General features: G+C 71.3%; 11 protein-coding genes and 1 pseudogene. 5 read left to right on the top strand and 7 right to left on the bottom strand.

Translation table 11 applies throughout. The features are described 5' to 3' along the window. The 3 genes and pseudogenes from MKL11_RS22695 to MKL11_RS22705 form a co-directional block, all read right to left on the bottom strand. Nucleotides 1-1,871 (bottom strand): annotated as a pseudogene (locus MKL11_RS22695) (AAA family ATPase); the annotation flags it as partial. Then, a complete protein-coding gene (locus MKL11_RS22700; protein ID WP_243947517.1) occupies nucleotides 1,868-2,572 on the bottom strand; it encodes a hypothetical protein in 705 nt (234 codons plus the stop codon). The pseudogene MKL11_RS22695 and the gene MKL11_RS22700, both read right to left, overlap by 4 nt. Beyond that, nucleotides 2,569-3,570: an endonuclease domain-containing protein gene (locus MKL11_RS22705; protein ID WP_243947519.1), complete on the bottom strand. Its 1,002-nt coding sequence runs from the start codon at nucleotides 3,568-3,570 to the stop codon at nucleotides 2,569-2,571. Before MKL11_RS22705 ends, MKL11_RS22700 begins: the two co-directional genes overlap by 4 nt. Before the next feature lie 431 nt (nucleotides 3,571-4,001). Between MKL11_RS22705 and MKL11_RS22710 the strand changes: the two genes are divergently transcribed. Further along, entirely contained in the window at nucleotides 4,002-6,164 is a 2,163-nt protein-coding gene (locus tag MKL11_RS22710; RefSeq protein WP_243947521.1) for a molybdopterin-dependent oxidoreductase, read from the top strand. A 703-nt stretch (nucleotides 6,165-6,867) separates the two neighbouring features. Here MKL11_RS22710 and MKL11_RS22715 read toward each other — a convergent pair. Beyond that, on the bottom strand, nucleotides 6,868-7,425 hold the full coding sequence (locus tag MKL11_RS22715; RefSeq protein ID WP_243947522.1) for a DNA-3-methyladenine glycosylase: 558 nt from the start codon (nucleotides 7,423-7,425) through the stop codon (nucleotides 6,868-6,870). 505 nt (nucleotides 7,426-7,930) lie between these two features. Here MKL11_RS22715 and MKL11_RS22720 point away from each other — a divergent pair. Continuing rightward, entirely contained in the window at nucleotides 7,931-9,661 is a 1,731-nt protein-coding gene (locus tag MKL11_RS22720) for an adenylate/guanylate cyclase domain-containing protein (protein ID WP_243947523.1), read from the top strand. Nucleotides 9,662-9,674: 13 nt separating this feature from the next. Here the strand turns inward: MKL11_RS22720 and MKL11_RS22725 are convergent, their stop codons facing one another. Further along, nucleotides 9,675-10,925 (bottom strand): MFS transporter, encoded by a 1,251-nt coding sequence (locus MKL11_RS22725; RefSeq protein ID WP_243947524.1) that lies wholly within the window; start codon nucleotides 10,923-10,925, stop codon nucleotides 9,675-9,677. A 95-nt stretch (nucleotides 10,926-11,020) separates the two neighbouring features. Between MKL11_RS22725 and gcvA the strand changes: the two genes are divergently transcribed. Then, nucleotides 11,021-11,908: a transcriptional regulator GcvA gene (gcvA, locus tag MKL11_RS22730; protein ID WP_243947525.1), complete on the top strand. Its 888-nt coding sequence runs from the start codon at nucleotides 11,021-11,023 to the stop codon at nucleotides 11,906-11,908. 109 nt (nucleotides 11,909-12,017) lie between these two features. Beyond that, entirely contained in the window at nucleotides 12,018-14,159 is a 2,142-nt protein-coding gene (locus MKL11_RS22735; RefSeq protein WP_243947526.1) for a helicase-related protein, read from the top strand. Nucleotides 14,160-14,192: 33 nt separating this feature from the next. Here MKL11_RS22735 and MKL11_RS33195 read toward each other — a convergent pair whose 3' ends face one another. Continuing rightward, the gene (locus MKL11_RS33195) at nucleotides 14,193-17,228 is read right to left on the bottom strand and encodes an autotransporter domain-containing protein (RefSeq protein WP_279600664.1); all 3,036 of its coding nucleotides are present in this window, start codon (nucleotides 17,226-17,228) and stop codon (nucleotides 14,193-14,195) included. A gap of 628 nt (nucleotides 17,229-17,856) precedes the next feature. Here MKL11_RS33195 and metB point away from each other — a divergent pair. Beyond that, a complete protein-coding gene (gene metB, locus MKL11_RS22755) occupies nucleotides 17,857-19,020 on the top strand; it encodes a cystathionine gamma-synthase (protein WP_243947527.1) in 1,164 nt (387 codons plus the stop codon). 9 nt (nucleotides 19,021-19,029) lie between these two features. Here the strand turns inward: metB and MKL11_RS22760 are convergent, their stop codons facing one another. After that, entirely contained in the window at nucleotides 19,030-19,806 is a 777-nt protein-coding gene (locus MKL11_RS22760) for a hypothetical protein (RefSeq protein WP_243947528.1), read from the bottom strand. Between the last annotated feature and the right edge of the window lie 22 nt (nucleotides 19,807-19,828).

Below are 19,828 nucleotides of genomic sequence, written 5' to 3' on the forward strand. Positions count from 1 at the left end.
TCTCCCGACCCGCTTCGCGGGCCACCCTCCCCCGCAGAGGGGGGAGGGAGAGGCGTCCGTGTCCGGCCGTGATTCTCCCGCGCCGGCTCGGCGAGGCCGGCCTGGTGGAACAACGCGGTGGCGCGCACGGGTTTTTGCGCCCGCAGCCAAGCCTCGAACCGGTCGCTGCGGCCCTCCGCGTCGGCCTTCGCCTTCAGGTCGCGCAGGGCCGCGAAGCTGCGCAGATCCGCCTCGGCCGGGTCGATCAGAATGCCGCCGGCCGCCTTGAAGGTCTCGACCAGGTGCCGGGTCTTGTCGCCCCCCGGCACCGCGCCCCGCCGGACGATCAGCAGGTCCCGGTCGGGGATGCGGGTGGAGATGCCCGAGGCGGTGAGCGCCGCCCGCAGGCGGGCCTGGAACGCGATGGCGTTGTGGTGCTGGAGCGCCCGGTAGCAGACGTGGCGCTCGCGGTCGTTCTCGTCCCGGTGGATGAAGGTCAGGCGCCCGTGCAGCGGCGGAATTTTTTGCTCCGGCTCGCCCTTGCTGGCGACGTCGAGCGCATCCTCCGGGTCGTCCTCAAGCGCGTAGAGGTCGAAGGCGGCGCGCAGGAGCTCGCCGAGGCCGCCCTCGTCGTCGAGCAGCCCGTCGATCGGCGCGCGGCCGCGGGCGGCGTCGAGGTCGAATTCGTTCCCGGGCGGCGCCTTGGCCGGCCCGGTCTCGGCGTGGACGAGGTCGTCGCAGACCGCCACGGTTCCGGCCGCCAGGCAGGCGCGGCGGACGGCGTCGCAGCGCATCAGCAGGGTGCGCGGCATCATCCCGGCCTCGGCCGCCGCCGCGATCGCCGCCGGGCTGAACGGCCATTCCGGGTGCGGCGGCTGAAAACCGGCGGCGCGGTAGGCCGGGGCCAGCCGGCCGCGGATCAGCGCGGCGGCCGCGGCCCGGTCGTTCATCCCCTGGAGGGCGATCGGCGGCTCGAACCGGTCGAGCAGCGGCTTGGCGGCGCGCTCCTCCAGGCGGATCCAGGAATCCTGCAGGCAGGTCATCACGGTCATGCCGCGGCCGCCGACATCGTGCAGCTCGAGCAGGCCCGCGGCCAGCACCTCTGCGAGGCCGGCGCTGGCGTCGAGATCGTCGGCCGCGGTGAGACGGCTCGCGTCGATGACGCCGTCGATCTGGTCCAGGGCGACGAGCGTCGGTCCGCCGAGCCCCATGATCCAGGCCATGCCGCGCACGAGATCGACCGGGGCGGGCGGCGGCGTCTTGAACCCGAGGGCCGCCCGCTCGGCCGGGTCGGCGTCGTAGCCCTGCAGCCAGGCATGGGCGAGGCCGATGGCACCGAGATCCTGGGCGCGCAGCAGGCAGAGCGCGCGGAATACGTCCTGGTGCTGCAGGGCGCGGCGTGCGTCGACCTTCATCAGCGCCATGACCAGCAGGTCGACGATCCGGCGGGTATCCATGTTCGGCGTGTTGAACGCCGCCTCGACCTGCGCCTCGACCTTGAACCGGCGCGCGACCCCGGCCAGGACCGCGTCGGATTGCCGGCGCCCGTCCGGCATGGTCTGCAGCAGGGCGGTGAGGTAGCTGAGCGCCGCGCTGCGCCAGAAATCCGTGAGCCCGAGCACGTCGAGCAGCACGAACCAGCCGCCCGAATTCCAGACCTCGCGCCGGAGTTGACCGATCAGGTGCGTCTTGCCGATTCCGGACTGGCCGACCAGCGCCCGCCCGTAGGGCCGCTTGTCCGGATCGCGGGCCTTGGCGTGCATCTCGGCGACCAGCAGCGGCACCAGCGCCTCGTTCGGGCCGCCGGTGGGCTCCGCCTCGGTCCAGACGCTGTCGAGGGTGCGGACCCAGTCGAAATCGACCCGGCGCAGTGCGTCGAGGGCGTCGGTCATGCCTGGATCCAGAGGAGGTGGAACGGTTCGCCGGCCGGGCTGTAGGCGGCCTCGCGGTCGGCCTGCGTCAGGGCCTTCGGGTCGCTGAGCTGGCTCAGCCGGGCAGTCTTGTCGCCCTTGAGGATGCGGGCGAGGCCGGCATCGACGGTGGCGCGGTCGAGCTCGGCGAGCTGCGCCCGCACGTCGCTGAGCCGGACGGCCCGGGCGCGGGTGCCGCCCGTGAGCGCCAGATAGGCCGCCTCGATCCGGGCGCGCAGGGCGGCGGCAGCGGGTTTTTTCTTCGCGGACGGCCGGGCGGTTTTTTCGGCCGCAACCTTCTTCGCGGGGGGCTTCTTGGCCGAAACCGTCTTCGAAGCCGTCTCGGCCGGTTCCGCCGGCTCGGGCGGGGCGCCGATGAAGTCGGCCAGCGTCCGCCCGCTCTGTTCGAGATGGCCACCGAGCCGGGCCAGCCAATCCTGCATCACCCGGAACGCCGGCGGCAGCGCGGCGTCGAGATGGGTGCCGGCCCAGTGCCAACCCTTGTCGGTCACCGAGAGGACGAAGGAGCGGCCGCTCTTCTCGACACCGATCAGCCCGGCGGCGGCCAGCGCCTCGCGGTCGGCCTTCTTGACCGCCGGCATCACCTCGCCCTGCGGCGCCCGGCCGTGCCGGGCCAGCAGGCACCACAGGATCAGCGTCTGGGCGGGATTCGGGTCGCTCATCGGATCATCGCTCCATCGGAAGTTCGGCGCAGGCGCACCACGTCGCGGATCTTCTCCACCGCGCGCTGGAGGTCGGTCTCGACCTGCGCGTTGGTGACGCGCAGCACGAGGTAGCCCGCCGCCAGCAGCTCGTAGTCGCGGTGGCGGTCGGCGCTGAAGGTCGGGTCCAGGCGATGCTCGGGGCCGTCGAGCTCGACCACGACGCGGCCTTCCGCCCAGAGCAGGTCGACCCGCGGGGCGGTGCCGAACCGGGGCAGCGGCACCGCCGCGTTGCCGGAGAACAGGTCCCTCAGTTCCGCATCCGCCCGCAGGGCCGCTTCGACCCGCCGCTCGACCGCGCTCGCCGGATGGGCGCGGGAGCGCGGGGCGAGGAACCGGGCCTCCACGGGCACCGGCGCGCGCAGCACCGCGTGGGCGCCGTAGAGCACGCGGTCGTAGGGCGGCACCGGCGGCGGCGCGCTCGGGAACAGGGCCGCCACGGCGGTGCCGTGGCGGCGGCACCATTCGAGGGCCTCGATGACCGGGGCGGCGCGGTCCGGGGCGGCCGGATCAAGCTCGGTGACCAGCACCAGCCCCGAAGGCGCGACCGCCAGCACCAGCTGGGCGAGTTCCAGGCTCCGGGCGGCCCGCCGGAACCGCGGCGGGCGGCCCGCGGCGGCGTGCTTGGCCGCCGCCTTGAGCCACGGGCCGTGCGGTGCGGGCGAGGACGGGCCGTGCCAGTCCGGCCAGCGCGCCAGGGCGAGATCCGCGAGGTCGTCGAGCAGCCCGTCGAGGATCGACGCGGTGGTGCGCCCCCCGGCCGTCAGCAGCACCAGCAGGCTGTGTTCGGCCTCCGAGGCGTCGAGGCGGGGCCCGAGCCCGTCGAGACCGAGGCCGATGAGGACCAGCCGCTCCCCGGCGCCGAGCCGGAGAATCCGGCCGGACACGTCCGCGACCGGCAGCGTCGGCAACGGCGATACACCCGGTGGACCCGGCGCAGGCTCGTCGGCGAGGGGCATCAGGGCCGTGGCATCCGCAGGGTCATCCGATCCGGATCGCGGGGTTTCTGACCACATCCCGGCCCGGGCCAGCAAGCCCTCGGGGGCTCTTAGGTTGTCGCATGGGGGCGAATGTTCGGGCGTTGCCCGGAGGCTCGAGGCTCTGGCTCGTCATCGCGAGCGCAGCGAAAACGATCCAGGGCGGCGCGCGATCCCCGGGCCGGGTGTGTCCCGAGTGCGGGAAATCTGACGGATGGAACCCGTGCTCTTGGCCCGCTCCCGACCCAGCCTTGCCTCACTGAGGCGAGTCCCAGCCTCCCAATAGCAGAAGCCGGTTCGAGTAGCGCTCACTCAAACGATATTTGGAATTGTTTGCACTTAAGTGCATCTTGTCCAGGCACCGGGCCGGCCCGACAGGAACAATAAGGGGGACGCTCGGCCGTGGAGGACACATGAACGAGATCGTCAAGCCGGACTCCCTGATCGTCGCCGAGGCCGAGAGCCTGACCGAGACCTTCTTCGGCGGCTGCCCGCACGACTGCCCCGACACCTGTTCGATGCTGTTCGACGTCAAGGACGGTCAGCTCCAGGGCGTCCGCGGCAATCCGGACCACCCGATGACCCGCGGTGGCCTCTGCGTGAAGCTGAAGGACTACGAGAAGCGCCACTACCATCCCGACCGGCTGCTCTACCCAATGAAGCGCGTCGGGCCGAAAGGCTCGAAGGAGTTCGAGCGCATCACCTGGGACGAAGCGCTCGACACCATCGTGACGCGCTGGAAGGCGATCATCGACCAGTACGGACCTGAAGCCATTGCGCCCTACAGCTACCTCGGCAACCAGGGCCTCGTGCACGGGCTGAACGGCGGCGACGCCTTCTTCAACCGCATGGGCGCGACCGTCACCGAGCGGACCTTCTGCGGCGAGGGCTCTTGCACCGCATGGCTGCTGACGGTGGGCCCGACAGCCGGCCTCGACCCGGACAGCTACATCCACTCCAAGTACATCGTGATCTGGGCCTGCAACTCGATCAGCACGAACCTGCACCATTGGGCCATCGTCAAGGACGCCCAGAAGAAGGGCGCCAAGGTCGTCGTGATCGACACCTACGCCTCGCGCACCGCCAAGGCGGCCGACTGGCACATCGCGCCCAAGCCCGGCACGGACGGCGCGCTCGCCATGGCGCTGATCAATTCGATCATCGAGCAGGGCCTCGTCGACCAGGATTACGTCGACAACCACACGGTCGGCTTCGAGGAGCTGAAGGAGCGGGCCAGCACCCGCACCCCGGAATGGGCCGCCGAGATCACCGGCGTCCCGGCCGAGGACATCCGCAAGCTCGCTTACGAGATGGCGACCGAGCAGCCGGTTGGCATCCGCATGGGCGTGGCGCTGGAGCGGCACTACGGCGGCGGCCAGACCATCCGGGCCGTCACCTGCATCCCGGCGCTGACCGGCGCGTGGCGCCATGTCGGCGGCGGCGTCACGCAGTTCGGCGTCTGGGAGCACCCCTACAGGTTCGACGTGATGTGCCGGCCCGACCTGATCCCCGAGGGCACCCGTGTCGTCTCGAACCTGCAGATCGGCCGCGCGCTGACCGGCGAGATGCAGCTCGACCCCCCGATCATGTCGATGATGTGCTGGAACTCGAACCCGGTCACGCAGGCGCCCGAGACCGACAAGATCGTCGAGGGGCTGATGCGGGAGGACCTGTTCATGGTCTCGGCCGAGCACTTCATCTCGGATACGGCCTCCTACGCCGACATCCTGCTCCCGGCGACGATGGGGGCCGAGATGGAGGACATGATCCTGTCCTGGGGCCACCTCTATCTCACCTACAACACCAAGTGCGCCGAGGCGCCGGGCGAGGCGATCCCGAACAACGAGATCTTCCGGCAGCTCGCCGCCCGGCTCGGCTTCGAGGAAGAGAACTTCAAGTGGAGCGACAGCGAGTGCCTTGAGCACTACGTCGACTGGTCGTCGCCGGCCTGCGAGGGGATCGACCTCGCCTACATGCGCGAGCACGGCTTCGCACGGCTGAAGGTCGGCACGCCGGACGACCGGGCGCCGCACCGGGACGGCAACTTCCCGACGCCGACCGGCAAGTGCATGCTGAAGGTCGAGGGCGCCACCAACTTCGTCGCGCCGCCGTTCCGGCAGATGTACGAGGGCTTCCAGCCCGGCGAGGCCCTCGATCCGCTGCCGGACTACCTCGGCCCGCGCGAGTCGCACGCGAACGATCCGGAACTCGCCAAACGCTATCCGCTCAACATCGTCTCGCCCAAGAGCCACTACTTCCTGAACTCCTGCTACGCGAACATGGAGGACAAGCAGAAGGGCCAGGGCGAGCAGTTCGTGATGATCAGCCAGGCCGATGCCGACGCCCGCGGTATTCGGGATGGCGACAAGGTGCAGGTCGCCAACGACCGCGGCGCGTTCAAGGGCGTGGCGCGCATCACCGACGATGTGAAGGCGGGCATCGTGGTCGCGACGCTGGGCTACTGGCGCCAACTGAACGAGGGAACGGTCAACAGTATCTCCTCGGGGGCCTTCACCGACATGGGTCATGCCCCATCGTTCTCGGACAACCTCGTCGAGGTCGCCCGGGCGAACTGAACTGCTCGCCGATTGGATGGAAGACAAACAGGCGCCCTACGGGGCGTTTGTTTTTTGAATAGCAGCCCTTTGGTCAGCCTGTGCTGAGAACGAAGTGGGCGAGTTCCGGGTGTGTTCGTCGAAATCGAGCACACCCGGGTGTCCGCTTCGCGCACTATGACGCCCGAAAGCAGACCGACGGAAATCCACCCCTCTCGGACGGTTCGGGTGGGTCCCATCCGTTAGGTTTTCACCACGCGGTTGCTTCACTGCGCTCGCAATGACGGGGTGGGAGCTTCACAAGTCCCCTCCCCCCCCCTCAATACAGCGTGTCGTCCGCGCAAGCCTCGCCCCGCACGTCGCGGGTCAGCGCCCGGCCGACATGCTCCACCGGCGGGCGCACCCTCGGCGTGGAGCCCCGGGTCGCCGAGCTCTTCCGCGGCGCGCCAGAGCTCGATGGCGTGGTGGCCCGGGCGGCACGACCGCCGGATCCTCGCCCGCGCGCTTGCAGACCCGGTCCAGGATGTCGGACATGCTCATGCGTGAAGTCCGAATGTCTGTATCTTGGAATCTTCCTGACTTGTCGTTGCAGGACATGCGGCTCGCGCGGACCAAACCTATCCATGAAGTTGCCGGACCGGCCAGGCGCGCGCCTGATTCGGGCCCCCTGTCCGGCCTCGCGGATCGCCGCGATCGAACGGCGCAGACGCAGCGCGTCCGGCGCTCAGGGCGCGACCCGCCGCGCCGGCCGGCTGACGAACCGGGAGCCGGCGAGCAGGAAGCGCCAGGGCGTCTCGGCGCCGCGGGTGATCCCGATGCGCCGGTCCGCCGCCACTGGAACCGGCTGGGCCCGGGGCGCGAACCGGAACGGCGCCTCCGCCACCGGCAGTCCGTCCATCGCCCCGGTGACGCCGAGGGCCTGGCACAGGCGGCCGGGCCCGGCGCAGAGCAGGCGCGGATCGGCCGTGCCCCGGCGCGCCGCCATGGCGTCCAGGTCATCAAGTGGCTCGATCGCCCGGAGCAGAACCGCGCTGCCGGGTTCGCAGACCAGGTTCAGGCACCAGTGCAGGCCGTAGGAGCGGTAGACGTAGACGTGCCCCGGCGGCCCGAACATGCTAGCGTTGCGCTTGGTCGGGCCGGCGAAGCTGTGGGAGGCTGGGTCGGTCCGGTCATAGGCCTCCGTCTCGACGATGATCCCACCCGCCTCGCCGACCCAGAGGCCGGCCCCGATCAGGTCCGAGGCCACCACGGCGGCGCTCCGGGCGAAGAACGGGTCGGGCATCGGATTTTTTTCCAGTGTCATACGGTCGATGTCATCCAGCCCGGGCAACGCCCGGCGGACGGTTCGGTTGACGGCTTCGGCGCGACCGGGGCGCCCTGAACAGAACCTGGCATCGCAGAGCGTGGCCGATCCCGCGACGCCTTTTCCCGGGCGCTTGCAGCGCCAGCGGAATGGGACCCGGGACCCGGCGCCATACGGCGCGAAGCGTCCGCGCGCAGCACCGTTGCGTCTCGTCGGTGCCGCTTCGCGGCGCTCGCTCCGCGGGATCCCGGATCACCGTCCGCTGACGTTCCGGGCGTCCGGGAAAGGGCCGCGTTTCATCCGCCGGAAACGGCCTTGCGACGCGTGGCGCGATCTCGCCCCGGCAGCGCTCGCGGCATCTTCAGATCGGCCCGATCCCATACCGCGCCGACAGATAACAATACAGCGGAGGCCAAGGCGGCCGTTTGCTGGTACGAGAGGCCGGATATACGGGCCCGCTGCCGATCTCGTCGGACCTCCCAGGATGATGCGCACGCCGTCGCTCGCGACGCTCCGATCCGCCGCCGGAAGCCCGCCGGCCGCGCCGATCAACCCGCGCGCCCAAATCCGGTCCGTCCTCAGCCTCCGCCGCCTCCGCCTGGGCAGCGGGCTGGTGCTGTTCGCCTATATCCTGACCCACCTGACCAACCACGCGCTGGGCAACGTCTCCCTCGACGCCATGGAGGACGGCCTCGGCGTCGCCTCCGCCCTGTGGCTCAACCCGCCGGGCCTGACGCTGCTCTACGGCGCGCTGGTGATCCATCTCGGGCTCGGGCTCCAGGCCCTCTACGCCGCCCGCTACTTCCGCTGGCGTCCCGGCGAGGTGGTGCAGATGATCTCCGGGCTGCTGATCCCGCCGCTGCTCATCAGCCACGTCGCGGCAACCCGGATCGCCTTCGCCACCGAGGGGCTCGACAAGGGCTACGCGCAGGAACTCTACGCCTTCTGGGTCGCCGCCCCGCTCAGCGGCGCGATGCAGGCGGCGATGCTGGTCATCGCCTGGCTCCACGGCTGCTCCGGCCTGTATTTCTGGCTGCGGCTGAAGCCCGCCTTCGGGCGTGCGGCCCCCTGGCTGCTGGCGGCGGCGGTGCTGGTCCCGGTCCTGGCCCTGCTCGGCTTCGCCCAGGGCGGCCGGGCGATCGCCGCCCTCGCGCAGGACCCGGCCTGGCGGGCCGTGGCACTCCAGCCCGTCCATGTCGGGCTGCCCGACCAGGTCGCGCGGCTCGCCGCCATCCGGAACGGGATGCTGACGACCTATGCCGGCCTCATCGCCGCGGTCATCGCCGCCCGCGGGGTCCGGACCCTGGCGGAAATCAAGCGCGGCACGATCCGGCTCAGCTATCCCGACGGGCGGGTGGTCCGGGTTCCATGGGGTACCAGCGTGCTGGAGGCGAGCCGGCGCAACCGGATTCCGCATGCCAGTGTCTGCGGCGGTCGCGGTCGGTGCTCGACCTGCCGGATCCGCGTGCTCGACGGCAGCGACCGGGTCCCTCCCGCAGGCCGGGCCGAGCGCGCCGTCCTGGAGCGGATCGCCGCCGGGCCGGGGGTGCGCCTCGCCTGCCAGTTCCGGCCCGAATCCGACCTCGCCGTGGTGCCGCTGTTCCCCCTGCCCCCGCGCGTCCGGCAGGCGGATCTGCTCGACCGGGCGCAATCGGGCGAGGAGCGCTTCATCGTGGCGATGTTCGTCGACCTGCGCGGCTCGACCCGGCTCGCCGAGGAGCGGCTGCCCTACGACACGGTGTTCATCATCAACCGCTTCCTCGGCGCGGTCGGCGACGCGGTGCGGGAGGCCGGCGGCTCGACCAACCAGTTCCTCGGCGACGGCCTGCTGGCCCTGTTCGGCCTCGAGACCGACCCCGAGCCGGCGGCGCGCGACGCGCTCCGGGCGGTGGACCTGATCGCCGAGCACGTCGCCACCCTCAACGCGCTGCTGGCGACCGATCTGGAGCACACCCTCCGGTACGGAGTCGGCGTCCATGCCGGCCCGGCGATCGTCGGCGCGATGGGCGACGCCACCGATGCCCGCTTCACCGCGCTCGGCGACACCGTCAACGTCGCCTCGCGCCTGCAGGGCCTGACCAAGGGTCTGGGCTGCATCGCGGTGGTCTCGGAGGCGGTCTACCGGGCGGCCAAGGCCGCGCCGACGGCGATCCGGGAGATCCCGGTGGAGGGCCGGTCCGAGCCGGTCCGGGTGAGCACCCTGGGGGTGCTCTGACCCGCCGTATGGGTCACGGACCGGTCCCCTGTCGGGCGCGACGCGCCGCCCGCCCCCCGGCCAGATGCCGGGACAGGGCCAGCATGAGCGGCACCACGGCGAGGGCCGTCGCGGCGGCCGCCACAGCCGCCCAGCGGGGGCCGGCGGCGTCGCCGAGCCGGCCGTAGAGCAGCGGGGCCGCGAGCGCGCTGCCCCCGAGCGTGCAGGTGTAGAACACCGCGAACGCCCGCTCGACCCGGCCCCCCGGGGCCAGCTCCGGCACCGTGCCGTACAGGACCGACGAGGTGCCGTTCAGCATCACGCCGAGCAGCGGCAGCAGGATCAGCGCCGGGGCGAGCGGCAGGGCGATCACCGCCAGGATCGCCGCCGCGGTCCCGGTCTCGGTGAGCAGCACGGTCCGGGTCACGCCGAGGCGCTCCCCGAGCCGGCCGCAGACGGCCTTGCCCAGCGCGCCGCCGATGAACACCAGCGAGAGCGCCAGCCCCACGGTGGTCAGGGCCGCGCCCTTCTCCTGCAGCAGGAACGGCAGGTAGAGCAGGAAGGCCGGGCGGGCGGCGTTGTCCAGGGTGCCGATCGCGACGAGCAGCCCGAAGCCGGGCCGGTCGCCCGCCCCGTCGCCGGCCTGCGCAGCACGCGCCGCGCCCTTGCGCTCCTCGCTGCGTGAGCTGGGATCACGCGGCAGCCAGCGGCCGACGCCGAGGGCGACCGCGACGCCCAAACCGGCGATCACCCAGAGTGCGGTGCGCCAGCCCGACAGGGTCAGCAGGAAGCCGACCAGCGGCGGCACGGCCGCCTTCCCGAGATCGCCGGAGAAGTTGTAGGTGCCGAGCGGACCGCGCGCCGCCGCCCCGTAGGCCCGGGCGATCACGGTCGAGGCCAGCGGGTGCTGGGTGCTGCTGCCCGCGCCCCCGAGCAGCAGGCCGGCGCAGAGCCCGGTCAGCCCGCCCGACGCCCCGGCCAGCGCGTAGCCGCCGGCGCTGAGCAGCGTCCCGAGCACCAGCACCGTGCGGATACCGAGCGACCGGGCGAGCCGGCCCGCCGGCATCTGCAGGGCGGCGAGCGCGCCGTTGTAGAGCGAGCGCAGCAGCGCCAGCGCGACGTAGTCGAGGCCGAACTCCGCCTGCCAGACCGGCAGCAGCACGTAGATCAGGTCGGTATAGCCGTCGTGCAGGGCGTGGTTGATCCCGGCGACCACGAGGATGCGCTTGGCTTCCCGGTCCGGGGCGGCGGCGAGCGAGGCGGTGAACTCCGAGGCGCGGGCCATCCTGCGATCCTTGATGCTTCCACCACAGGATGCGGGTCTCGCGCCCGGCTGACAAACGCCTTATGCTGACGCGCGCGTGAGGAAACCTGACACGGATGCATCGCCGCCTGCCGCCGCTCAACGCCGTCAAAGCCTTCGAGGCGGCGGCCCGGCACGCGAGCTTCACCCGGGCCGCGGACGAATTGCGCGTCACCCACGGGGCGGTGAGCCGGCACGTGCAGATGCTCGAAGCCTGGCTCGGCGTGCCGCTGTTCGAGCGCCACAACCGGCGGGTGGTGCTCACCGAGGCCGGGCGCAGCTACGCCGCCGAGATCGGGGCCGCCCTCGACCGGGTCGCCCTGGCCACCGCCCGCCAGGTGGAGCGCGGCCAGCCGCGCCTGCTGCACGTCAACGCGCTCGCGACCTTCACCCTGCGCTGGCTGATCCCGCGCCTGTCGGGCTTCCAGGTCGCGCATCCGGCCATCGAGGTCCGGCTGACCACTTCCAACGTGCCGCTGGCGAGCCTCGCCGACCCGTTCGACGTGGCGATCCGCGGCGGGCCGGATACGCGCCCCGGCCATGTCGGGCAGCCGTTCCTGACCGAGCGGCGCAGGCCGGTCTGTAGCCCGCGCTTGCTGCAGCGCCTGCCGCTGGAGGAGCCGGAGCAGCTGCGGCACCACACGCTCCTGCATGCGGCGACGCTCCCGGAGGTCTGGCCGCATTGGCTGCGCGCCGCGGGGGTGCCGGACCTGGTCCCGCAGGCCTCGGTCACGCTGGAGCATTTCTACCTGACGCTCCAGGCCGCCCTCGACGGCCTCGGCGTGGCGATGGGCCCGGAGCGCCTGATCGCCGACGACGTGGCCGCCGGCCGCCTGACCTGCCCGTTCCCGGGCCCGTCCCTGCCTGCGCGGAGCTACTACACCTACGTGCCGGAGGCCCGGGTGGACGACCCGACGGTGCGCGCCTTCTGCGCCTGGCTCACCGCGGCGGCGGGGGACGCCTGAAGCCCGGGGATGGTGTCCGGGATCGGACTGGCGCAAGGATGGTTCTCAGGAACGCGTTCGGCGGCGGCGTCAGCGTCGGCGTGCGGATGCTGCGGCCGAAGGTGAGTCCATGGCGCGCAAGCGTCTCCGCCCCACGATCGTCTCCCTGTCCGAAGCCGTGGCGCGGCTCGGGCTCCCTGCGAATTCCATCGACCTGGAAACTCTGCGCGCCGATCTCGAGCTGCCCGAATTCGGCGCCGAGGTCGACGACGAGCGGGTCGCCGAAGTCTTGCGCGCCCGCCAGAAGGCCCGGGCCTTCGCCGAGACCGGCGTCCCGGCGGTCCGGAAGGTCATCCCCGCCCTCAAGGCCGCCATCCTGCGGGACCGCCGGGTGCTCTGGAGCATCCGGACCGAGATCCCGCTCCTCGACAATGGCCGCCTGGACCTGCGGATCGACAGCGCTCCGGATCCGGCCGCGGCCGAGATCCTGGCCCGCATGGCGGCCCGGAACGACCCGGCGTATCGCATCGAGGCCCTGCGCGCTTCCGTGGCGGAGCGCGCCGCCGAGGTCACCCGGACCCTGGCCAAGCCGGTGGAGCGCCTGCGCGCGCAGATCCTCCAGGACCTGCGCGAGGTCGGGGCCGACGCCCCCGCCTACATCGCCCATCTCGACCGCTCGCTGCGCTCCCGGGTGTTCACCTTCGGGCCGAAGCTGGCGCGTTCGCTCACCGACACGCTCGCCCCCGTGCGCCGGCACGCCAAGGCGGTGGCGAGCGAGGGCTCGCGCCTGCGCCGGCTGCGCGATCAGGTCGGGTTCGGCGCCTATATCGAGCGCTTCAGTGCCGCCCGCCGGCTGAACCGGCGGATCCTGTTCCACATGGGGCCGACCAATTCCGGTAAGACCTACGCGGCCCTGCAGTTGCTGACGGCGGCGCCGACCGGCACCTACCTGGCGCCCCTGCGGCTGCTCGCCCTGGAGAATTACGAGGCCCTGCGCGAGCGCGGGCTCCGGGCCGGGATGGTCACCGGCGAGGAGGTGCTGGGCGAGCCGCAGCCGACCCACACCGCCCGCACCATCGAGACCGCCGACCTGACCCGCCCGATCGACGTGGCGGTGATCGACGAGATCCAGATGCTGTCGGATCCCGATCGCGGCTGGGCCTGGACCAACGCCCTGTTCGGCGTGCCGGCCCGGACCGTGGTCGTGTGCGGCTCCGACGACGCCCTGGCCTATGTCCGCCGCGCCGCCGAGGCCGCGGGCGAGTCGCTGGAGGTGATCCCGTTCACCCGCAAGTCGCCGCTGCTGCTGCTCGACGCGCCGGTCCCCCTGGAGAAGGTCGAGCCGGGGGACGCGGTCGTGGCGTTCTCGCGCCGGGCCGTGCACGAGAACCGCGAGATCCTGGTCGCCCGCGGGCACCGGGTGGCGACGATCTACGGCGCCCTGTCGCCGGAGGTGCGCCGGGCCGAGGCCGCGCGCTTCCGCACCGGCGAGGCCAACGTGCTGGTCACCACCGACGCGATCGGCATGGGGCTCAATCTCGGGCCGCTGCGGCGGATCGTGTTCTCGACCGTGCGCAAGTGGGACGGCACCAAGGAGCGCGGCCTGACCAATTCCGAGATCCGCCAGATCGCCGGCCGGGCCGGCCGCTACGGCCACCAGGATGTCGGCTACGTGGCGGCCACGGACGCGGTCGCGGTGGAGCCGATCCGGATCGCGCTGTCGGGGGCACCGACGGCGCCGGCCGCCGATTCGCGCTTCTTCGTCCGGCCCGACCTCGGCGCGATCCGCTCGGTCGCCGAGGAGATGCAGACCCAGAGCCTCCACGAGGTGCTGACCCATTTCGCCCGGGCGACCTTCTATGCCGGCTCGCCGTTCCAGCCCTCGGCCCTGGAGGAGATCCTGGAGGTCGCGCGGGTCGTCGACCGGGCGCGGCTGCCGATCGAGGAAAAGTTCGCCTTCTCGGTCTGCCCGATCAACCGGCGCGACGAGATCGCCATGGGCATGCTCGAGCGCTGGAGCCAGGCCCGGGCGGCCGGCACCACGGTCCCGGCCCTGCGGGCGAACCTGGCCGGCGAACTCGACTACCAGGAGCGCACCGTGCGGCTGGCCAGCGCCTATCTGTGGCTGTCGCGCCGCTTCCCCGACACGTTCGACGACGTCGAGGCGATCCGGCACATGCGCGGCCGCGCCAACGACGCCATCGAGCAGCACCTGCGCGAGACCGCCACCCGCAAGGCCGAGCGCCGCACCCGCCGGGCGGGCACGCGGTAACCATCTACCAGCAGGGTCGCCGCCCCCCCAAGCTCAGAAGCGGTAGAGGAACGCGCCCTTCACGGCGTGGTCCTCGGTTCGCGCGCCGACCTGGCCGGTATAGGACACGCCCAGGCTCGCGGAGGCCGAGAGGAGGAGGTCCAGGCCGGCCGAGGCGACGAGGGCATCGCGGGCGACCGGGAGGCCGGCCGTCACGAAGCTCGGCCCGGTCGCGAACGCCACCTGCGCCGTCGGGATGATGTCGCCGAACGCCCGCCGGTAGCCGACCGAGCCGTGTATCGTCACGGGGGTGTCCCATCCGAGATCGAGGCCCGTCTGCCCGCGCAGGCCGGCCGTGAGGGTCGGGATCTCGGCGTGCCGCGCAGTGCCCGTCAGCGCGCCGCCGCCGCCCGTCTCGGCGAAACGATCGCGTCCGATGGCCACGACGGCGCCGCCGAGGAACGGCTCGAGGGCGGCCGGGACCGGGGTGTTTTGACCGGCGATGGCGATCCGGTAGCCGATCTCGCCGAAGCCCTGGACGGTCGAGCCGCCGTAGCGCGAAGCCTCCGACTCGGTGACGTTCGCGAACGCCACGGTGCGGCGCAGGGTCAGGCTGTCGCCGGCATAGATTGCGCCGAGGCGCAGCGCGAACGGGCCGGCCGCGTAGCCCCCGTAGACGCTGCCGAACCCGCTCTCGATCGTTCCGGATGCGCGCTGGCCCGACCTGTCCAGGCCCGTCGCGGTATAGCCCGCCGCGGCACCGAACGTGATGCCGGTCTCGCCCCGCACATCCGCGCCGAAGGCCAGTCCGGCCGTGTCGCGATGGAGCCCGATCGCGTTCCCGTCCGACCGGGTCTGGCCGAAGCTGCCGAAGCTCTGACCCCAGAGGCCGAACACCTGCGGATCGGGGACGCGCATCGGCACGATCGCCACGGGGGCGGCCTGACCGGGCAGGTCGGCCGTGAAGGCCGCGGGCAGCGCGCCGTAATCCCGGGTCGCAGGACCGAGGTTGCGCAGCCGGTCGAGGACGGCCTCGCGCAGGAAGGCGGCGGATTCGTAAGCCGCCGAGACGGTGCTGGCATGGACGTCGCCCGCCAGGGCTCCGAAGGCGGCGACGGCCTCTTCGGTGCTGAGGCCGACGGTCCGGATATAGGCCAGGCGATCCGCACCGCCGTGCTGGATGGCCGTGGCGGCCGCGGCCTGGTTGCGGGTTCTCGCGACGCTAGCGAAGGGCAGATCGTTGCGCGTGAGCGTCAGGTCGACCTCGCCGGGGGCGTAGCGCAGGGTCGGGGTCAGGAAGGCGAGGTTGCTGGTGACGCCGGCGAACTGCCCGAGGACGCCGCCCTGCGCGACCAGGATCGGGTAGCGCGTGCGCGGCGCGTAGGCGCCTTGCGCCGCCAGGACCTGGACGGTGCCGCCCGCCAGGGTGGCGGTACCGGTGGCGACGATTCGGTCGGCCTGTCCGGCGGCGTTGGCCTCGACCTGATAGGTCGAGCCGGGCGCGAAGGCGACGGGGCCGGCCGCGGAGAGAGTGCCGATGGAGTTCCCCGGCGCGATGATGGCGCCGCCCAGGGCCTGGATGCCGCCGACGGTGCCGGAGCCGCCCAGGCTCGCGCCCGGGCCGACGGTGACGACGGAGCTCGCGAGCGCACCGTTCACCACCAGCCGGCCGCCGACCACCGTGGTGGGGCCGGAGAGGGTGCCGGTGCCGGTGAGCGCCAGGGTGCCGGCGTTGATCTTGGTGAGGGTGCCGCTGCCCCCGATGGCATTGGCCATGCTGGCATCGGCCGCCTGGTCGAGGACGAGGTTCGCATTGTCGGTGATGGCGCCCGCGCCGAAGGCCCGGGCGTGGCCCACCAGGGTGCCGCCCGCGATGGTGGTCCCGCCCGCGTAGCTGTTCGTGCCGGTGAGGATGAGGGTGCCGGTCCCCGCCTTGGTGAGCGATCCCGAGCCGCCGATGTCGTTGCCGAAGCTGTCGAAGGCCGAGAAGCCGCCCCGCGCGGCATCCATCGTGACGGTGACGGGTCCGTTGAACGCGCCGTAGCCGTCGGCGGCGGCGAACAGGTTCAGGCGCGCCCAGCCGGTGCCGGTGTCGAGGGGCTGGCCGGACGCGATCTCGGTCGTGGCGAGCACGTCGCGGCGCTGCGCGGCGGTGAGATAGGGAAAGCGCGTGGCGAGGAGCACTTCGGCGCCCTCCGGCACCACCGGCGCCAGGTCGGTGCGGCCGACCGGAGCGAGGCCGTAGGTCAGGCTGTCCGTGTAGCGCGCCTTGTTCTGAGCCTTGTCGCCATAGGCCGTCGGGCTGCCCGTCGCGCAGTCGAGCAGGCTGACGCCGCACGCCGCCTGGATCCCGGCGTGCAGGGCCGCCGCACCGTCGGAAACCGTCTGGGCGAAATCCTCACCGGGCTTGAGGTATCCCGGCGTGTTGTTGAGGAGCTTCACCACCGCCTCGGTCGCCAGGATGCGGCCGGCGATCACGTCAAGGGCATAGTGCACGCCCAGGACGAGGCGGCTGTTCTGCGATTCGGTCGAGCGTGCCAGCAAGGGCTGGTAGAGTTCGGGCGCCATGACCGCGTAGAGGAGCGTCTGCACGTTCGCGTTCATCGCGTGGCCGCTCGGATACGACCCCGAATTGTACGTGCCGGCCCCGTAGCGCGGATCGAGGCGGATCTGGTCGCCGACCTGATACGGCCGGGGGTTGCCCTGCGGATTGGGAACGCCCGGTGTCGTCAGACCGAAGACGGTCCCGTAGGTGTTGATCTTCCCGTAGTAGATCCGCAGCCAGGTCGTGTCGTCTCCGATCCGGGTCGATCCCATGCCGTCGACGAAGCGCACGACCCCGTAGAGGGGCGATGCCGGGTTGTCGAAGGCCGCGAGCATCAGGGCGTTGATCCGGGTCCCGAAGCCCGCATAGTCGAACCGGGCGGCATCGTAGACGGCCTGATCGATCCGGTCCTTCGACGCGGTCCTGTTGATGTCGATCGTGGTCTGCAGCGCTTGCTGATAGGTCGATCGCGGAAGGCTCAGGAACCCGCTGAGGACGTCGATGCCGTCTCGCTGCGGCAAGGTTTGCGCCAGCGCAGAACTCATCAGCGGAATCAGGCCCAACAGAGAGCCAACCGCAATCTTCCTACTCATCTCACACCCGCGCCATTTTCGGTCAGACATTTTTCTGTATTTCCGCATGCATTCGACATTAAAAACGATTGCCCGATCGAATTATCATTCCGGATTTTTCAAAATTCAAAACTAACTGATGAGCGTTACGAGAAAGATCTATTTATTTTCGATATCTGTGTCGACGATCCAGCAGATGCGGCGTCATATCGTCCATATCGCAACATAAACATGACAACTCTTCAAATAAACTCTAGGTTTATTGCTTAACAACGTGGAGAAAATTTGCAAATATTGATCGCCGCAAATCTTTCACCGAACACCAAATGCACATTTTACGGCCCGTAGGCCTGAATTCATCACTGACGATGCGGCTACGACACCGAGATCGCTGATCGCATCTGCCCCGTTGCGTCGAACCCGGTTCGGCACGAGCGGTGCCCCTCCCGGTCGAGAACGGCGCTCGCGAAGACGCTAATCTTCTACCGGATGAGATGTCCGTCGTTCTCTTGAAAGTCTGTTCCGTTCTCCATAAAGAACGCGCCGACCAGCCAGCCGGTCACGCATGCCGGCCCGATTCCGGCGCAAGAAGGAACAGCCGATGCCCGAGGGACTCGATGCCCGCACCATCGCGGCGACCAACGGGGTCGCCCAGGATACGGCCTTCGGGGCCGTGATCGCGCCGATCCATCTGTCGACGACCTTCAAGTTCCCGGCCTTCGAGCAGCCCGGCCCGTACGATTACTCCCGGCTCGGCAATCCGACCCGCGACCAGCTCGCCGACACCATCGCCAAGCTGGAAGGCGGCGCCCGGGCCGTCATGGTGTCGAGCGGCATGGCGGCCCTCGATCTCGCCCTGTCGAGCCTGTGTCCCGGCGACCTCTTGGTCGCGCCGCATGATTGCTATGGCGGGACGCACCGGCTGCTCAGCCTGCGCGCCGCCCGCGGGCAGTACCGCGTGATCTTCGTCGACCAGACCGACCAGGCGGCCCTGGCCGCGGCGATCGCGGAAAAACCCAAGGTCGTGCTGGTCGAGACGCCGAGCAATCCGCTGATGCGGGTGGTGGATGTCCGGCGCGTCACCGGCCAGGCCAAGGCGGTCGGTGCCCTGGCCGTGGTCGACAACACCTTCCTGTCGCCGGCGCTGCAGCAGCCGCTCGCCCTCGGGGCGGATCTCGTCGTGCATTCCACCACGAAGTTCCTCAACGGCCATTCGGACGTGATCGGCGGAGCCGTGATCGCCGCCGAAGCGTCGGTCGGCGACGAACTCGCCGCCTGGGCCAACACGATCGGGGTCACGGGCTCGCCGCTGGACGCCTACCTGACGCTGCGCGGCATCCGCACCCTGTTCGTCCGGGTGGAGCGCCAGCAGCAGAATGCGGCGCAGCTCGCGGCCTTCCTCGACGCCCACCCGGCCGTGAGCCGGGTCCACTATCCGGGCCTGCCGAGCCATCCGGGCCACGCCATCGCCAAGGCGCAGCAGGCCGGGTTCGGCGCCATGCTGAGCTTCGAGCTAGCCGGCGGTCGCGCCGCCGTGAAGACCCTGGTGGAGACGCTGCGGGTGTTCACCCTGGCCGAGTCGCTGGGCGGCGTCGAGAGCCTGATCGCGCATCCGCCGACCATGACGCACGCGGCCATGGATCCCGAGGCGCGGGCCATCGCGGGCATCACGGACGGGCTGCTGCGCCTATCGATCGGCCTCGAAGCCGTGGACGACCTTCTGGCCGACCTGTCCCGCGGCCTGGAGGCGGTCACACGCGGTTGAGCCGGCCGCTCACTCGTCCTCGACCACGCTGAACCCGGACTCGTCCTCGACCACCCGGTACCGGGACAGCCGCAGGGTCTGGGACCGCTCCGCCGCCTCGTCCCGGCATTTCTGGACATGGGCGGTCCGGTTGACGACCTGCAGGTTCGGCGCGCCCCAGTAGCCGAGCAGCTCCGGCCAGGGCGCGTCGCGATGCTCGCGCCAGACCCGGTAGAGCGGCAGGGCGTGGTCGATTTCGGCGGTGCGCAGCAGCCGCTTGCCGGAGGCCTTGCAGCGATGCCCCTGGTAACGCTTCAGCGCGCGAACCTGCTCGTGCGGGGCGATCCAGAATTTCCAGGCGGCGACACAGGCCGCGTGCCAGGCGGCCTTGCCGTTCGGGACGCCCTGCCCCCAGAGGTCGCGATGCCAGCCGAACCGGTAGACCGGCTGCCCGCAGATGCAGCAGGCGCCGCGGCCGCGGGCGAAGGCCGGTTCGCGGAACGGGGCCGGGGGCACCCGGAAGCTCGCCGGGCGGCCGCCGGCGCCGCCCTCACCGAGTTGCCAGGTCCAGCCCTCCGGCGTGCCCGAGCGCGCCGCCAGGGCCCGGGCCAGCCGGTCGGCTCGCAGGATGTGGTTGCGCCAGTAGCTCTCCACCGCCAGCCGCGGCGTCGGCGGGATAAGCGGCCGCGTCAGGGCGTGGTGCAGCACCGGGGCCGGGAAGATCGCCGGCAGGGCCCGTTCCAGCCGGGCCCGGGCCTTGGCGTTCTTCTGGTCGCGCCAGCCGGATGTCGTGATCGATGCCGTCATGCCGTGCCGTGCTAGCGCGCGA

The sequence above is a fragment of the Methylobacterium sp. J-077 genome (assembly GCF_022829365.1).
GTDB lineage: Bacteria > Pseudomonadota > Alphaproteobacteria > Rhizobiales > Beijerinckiaceae > Methylobacterium.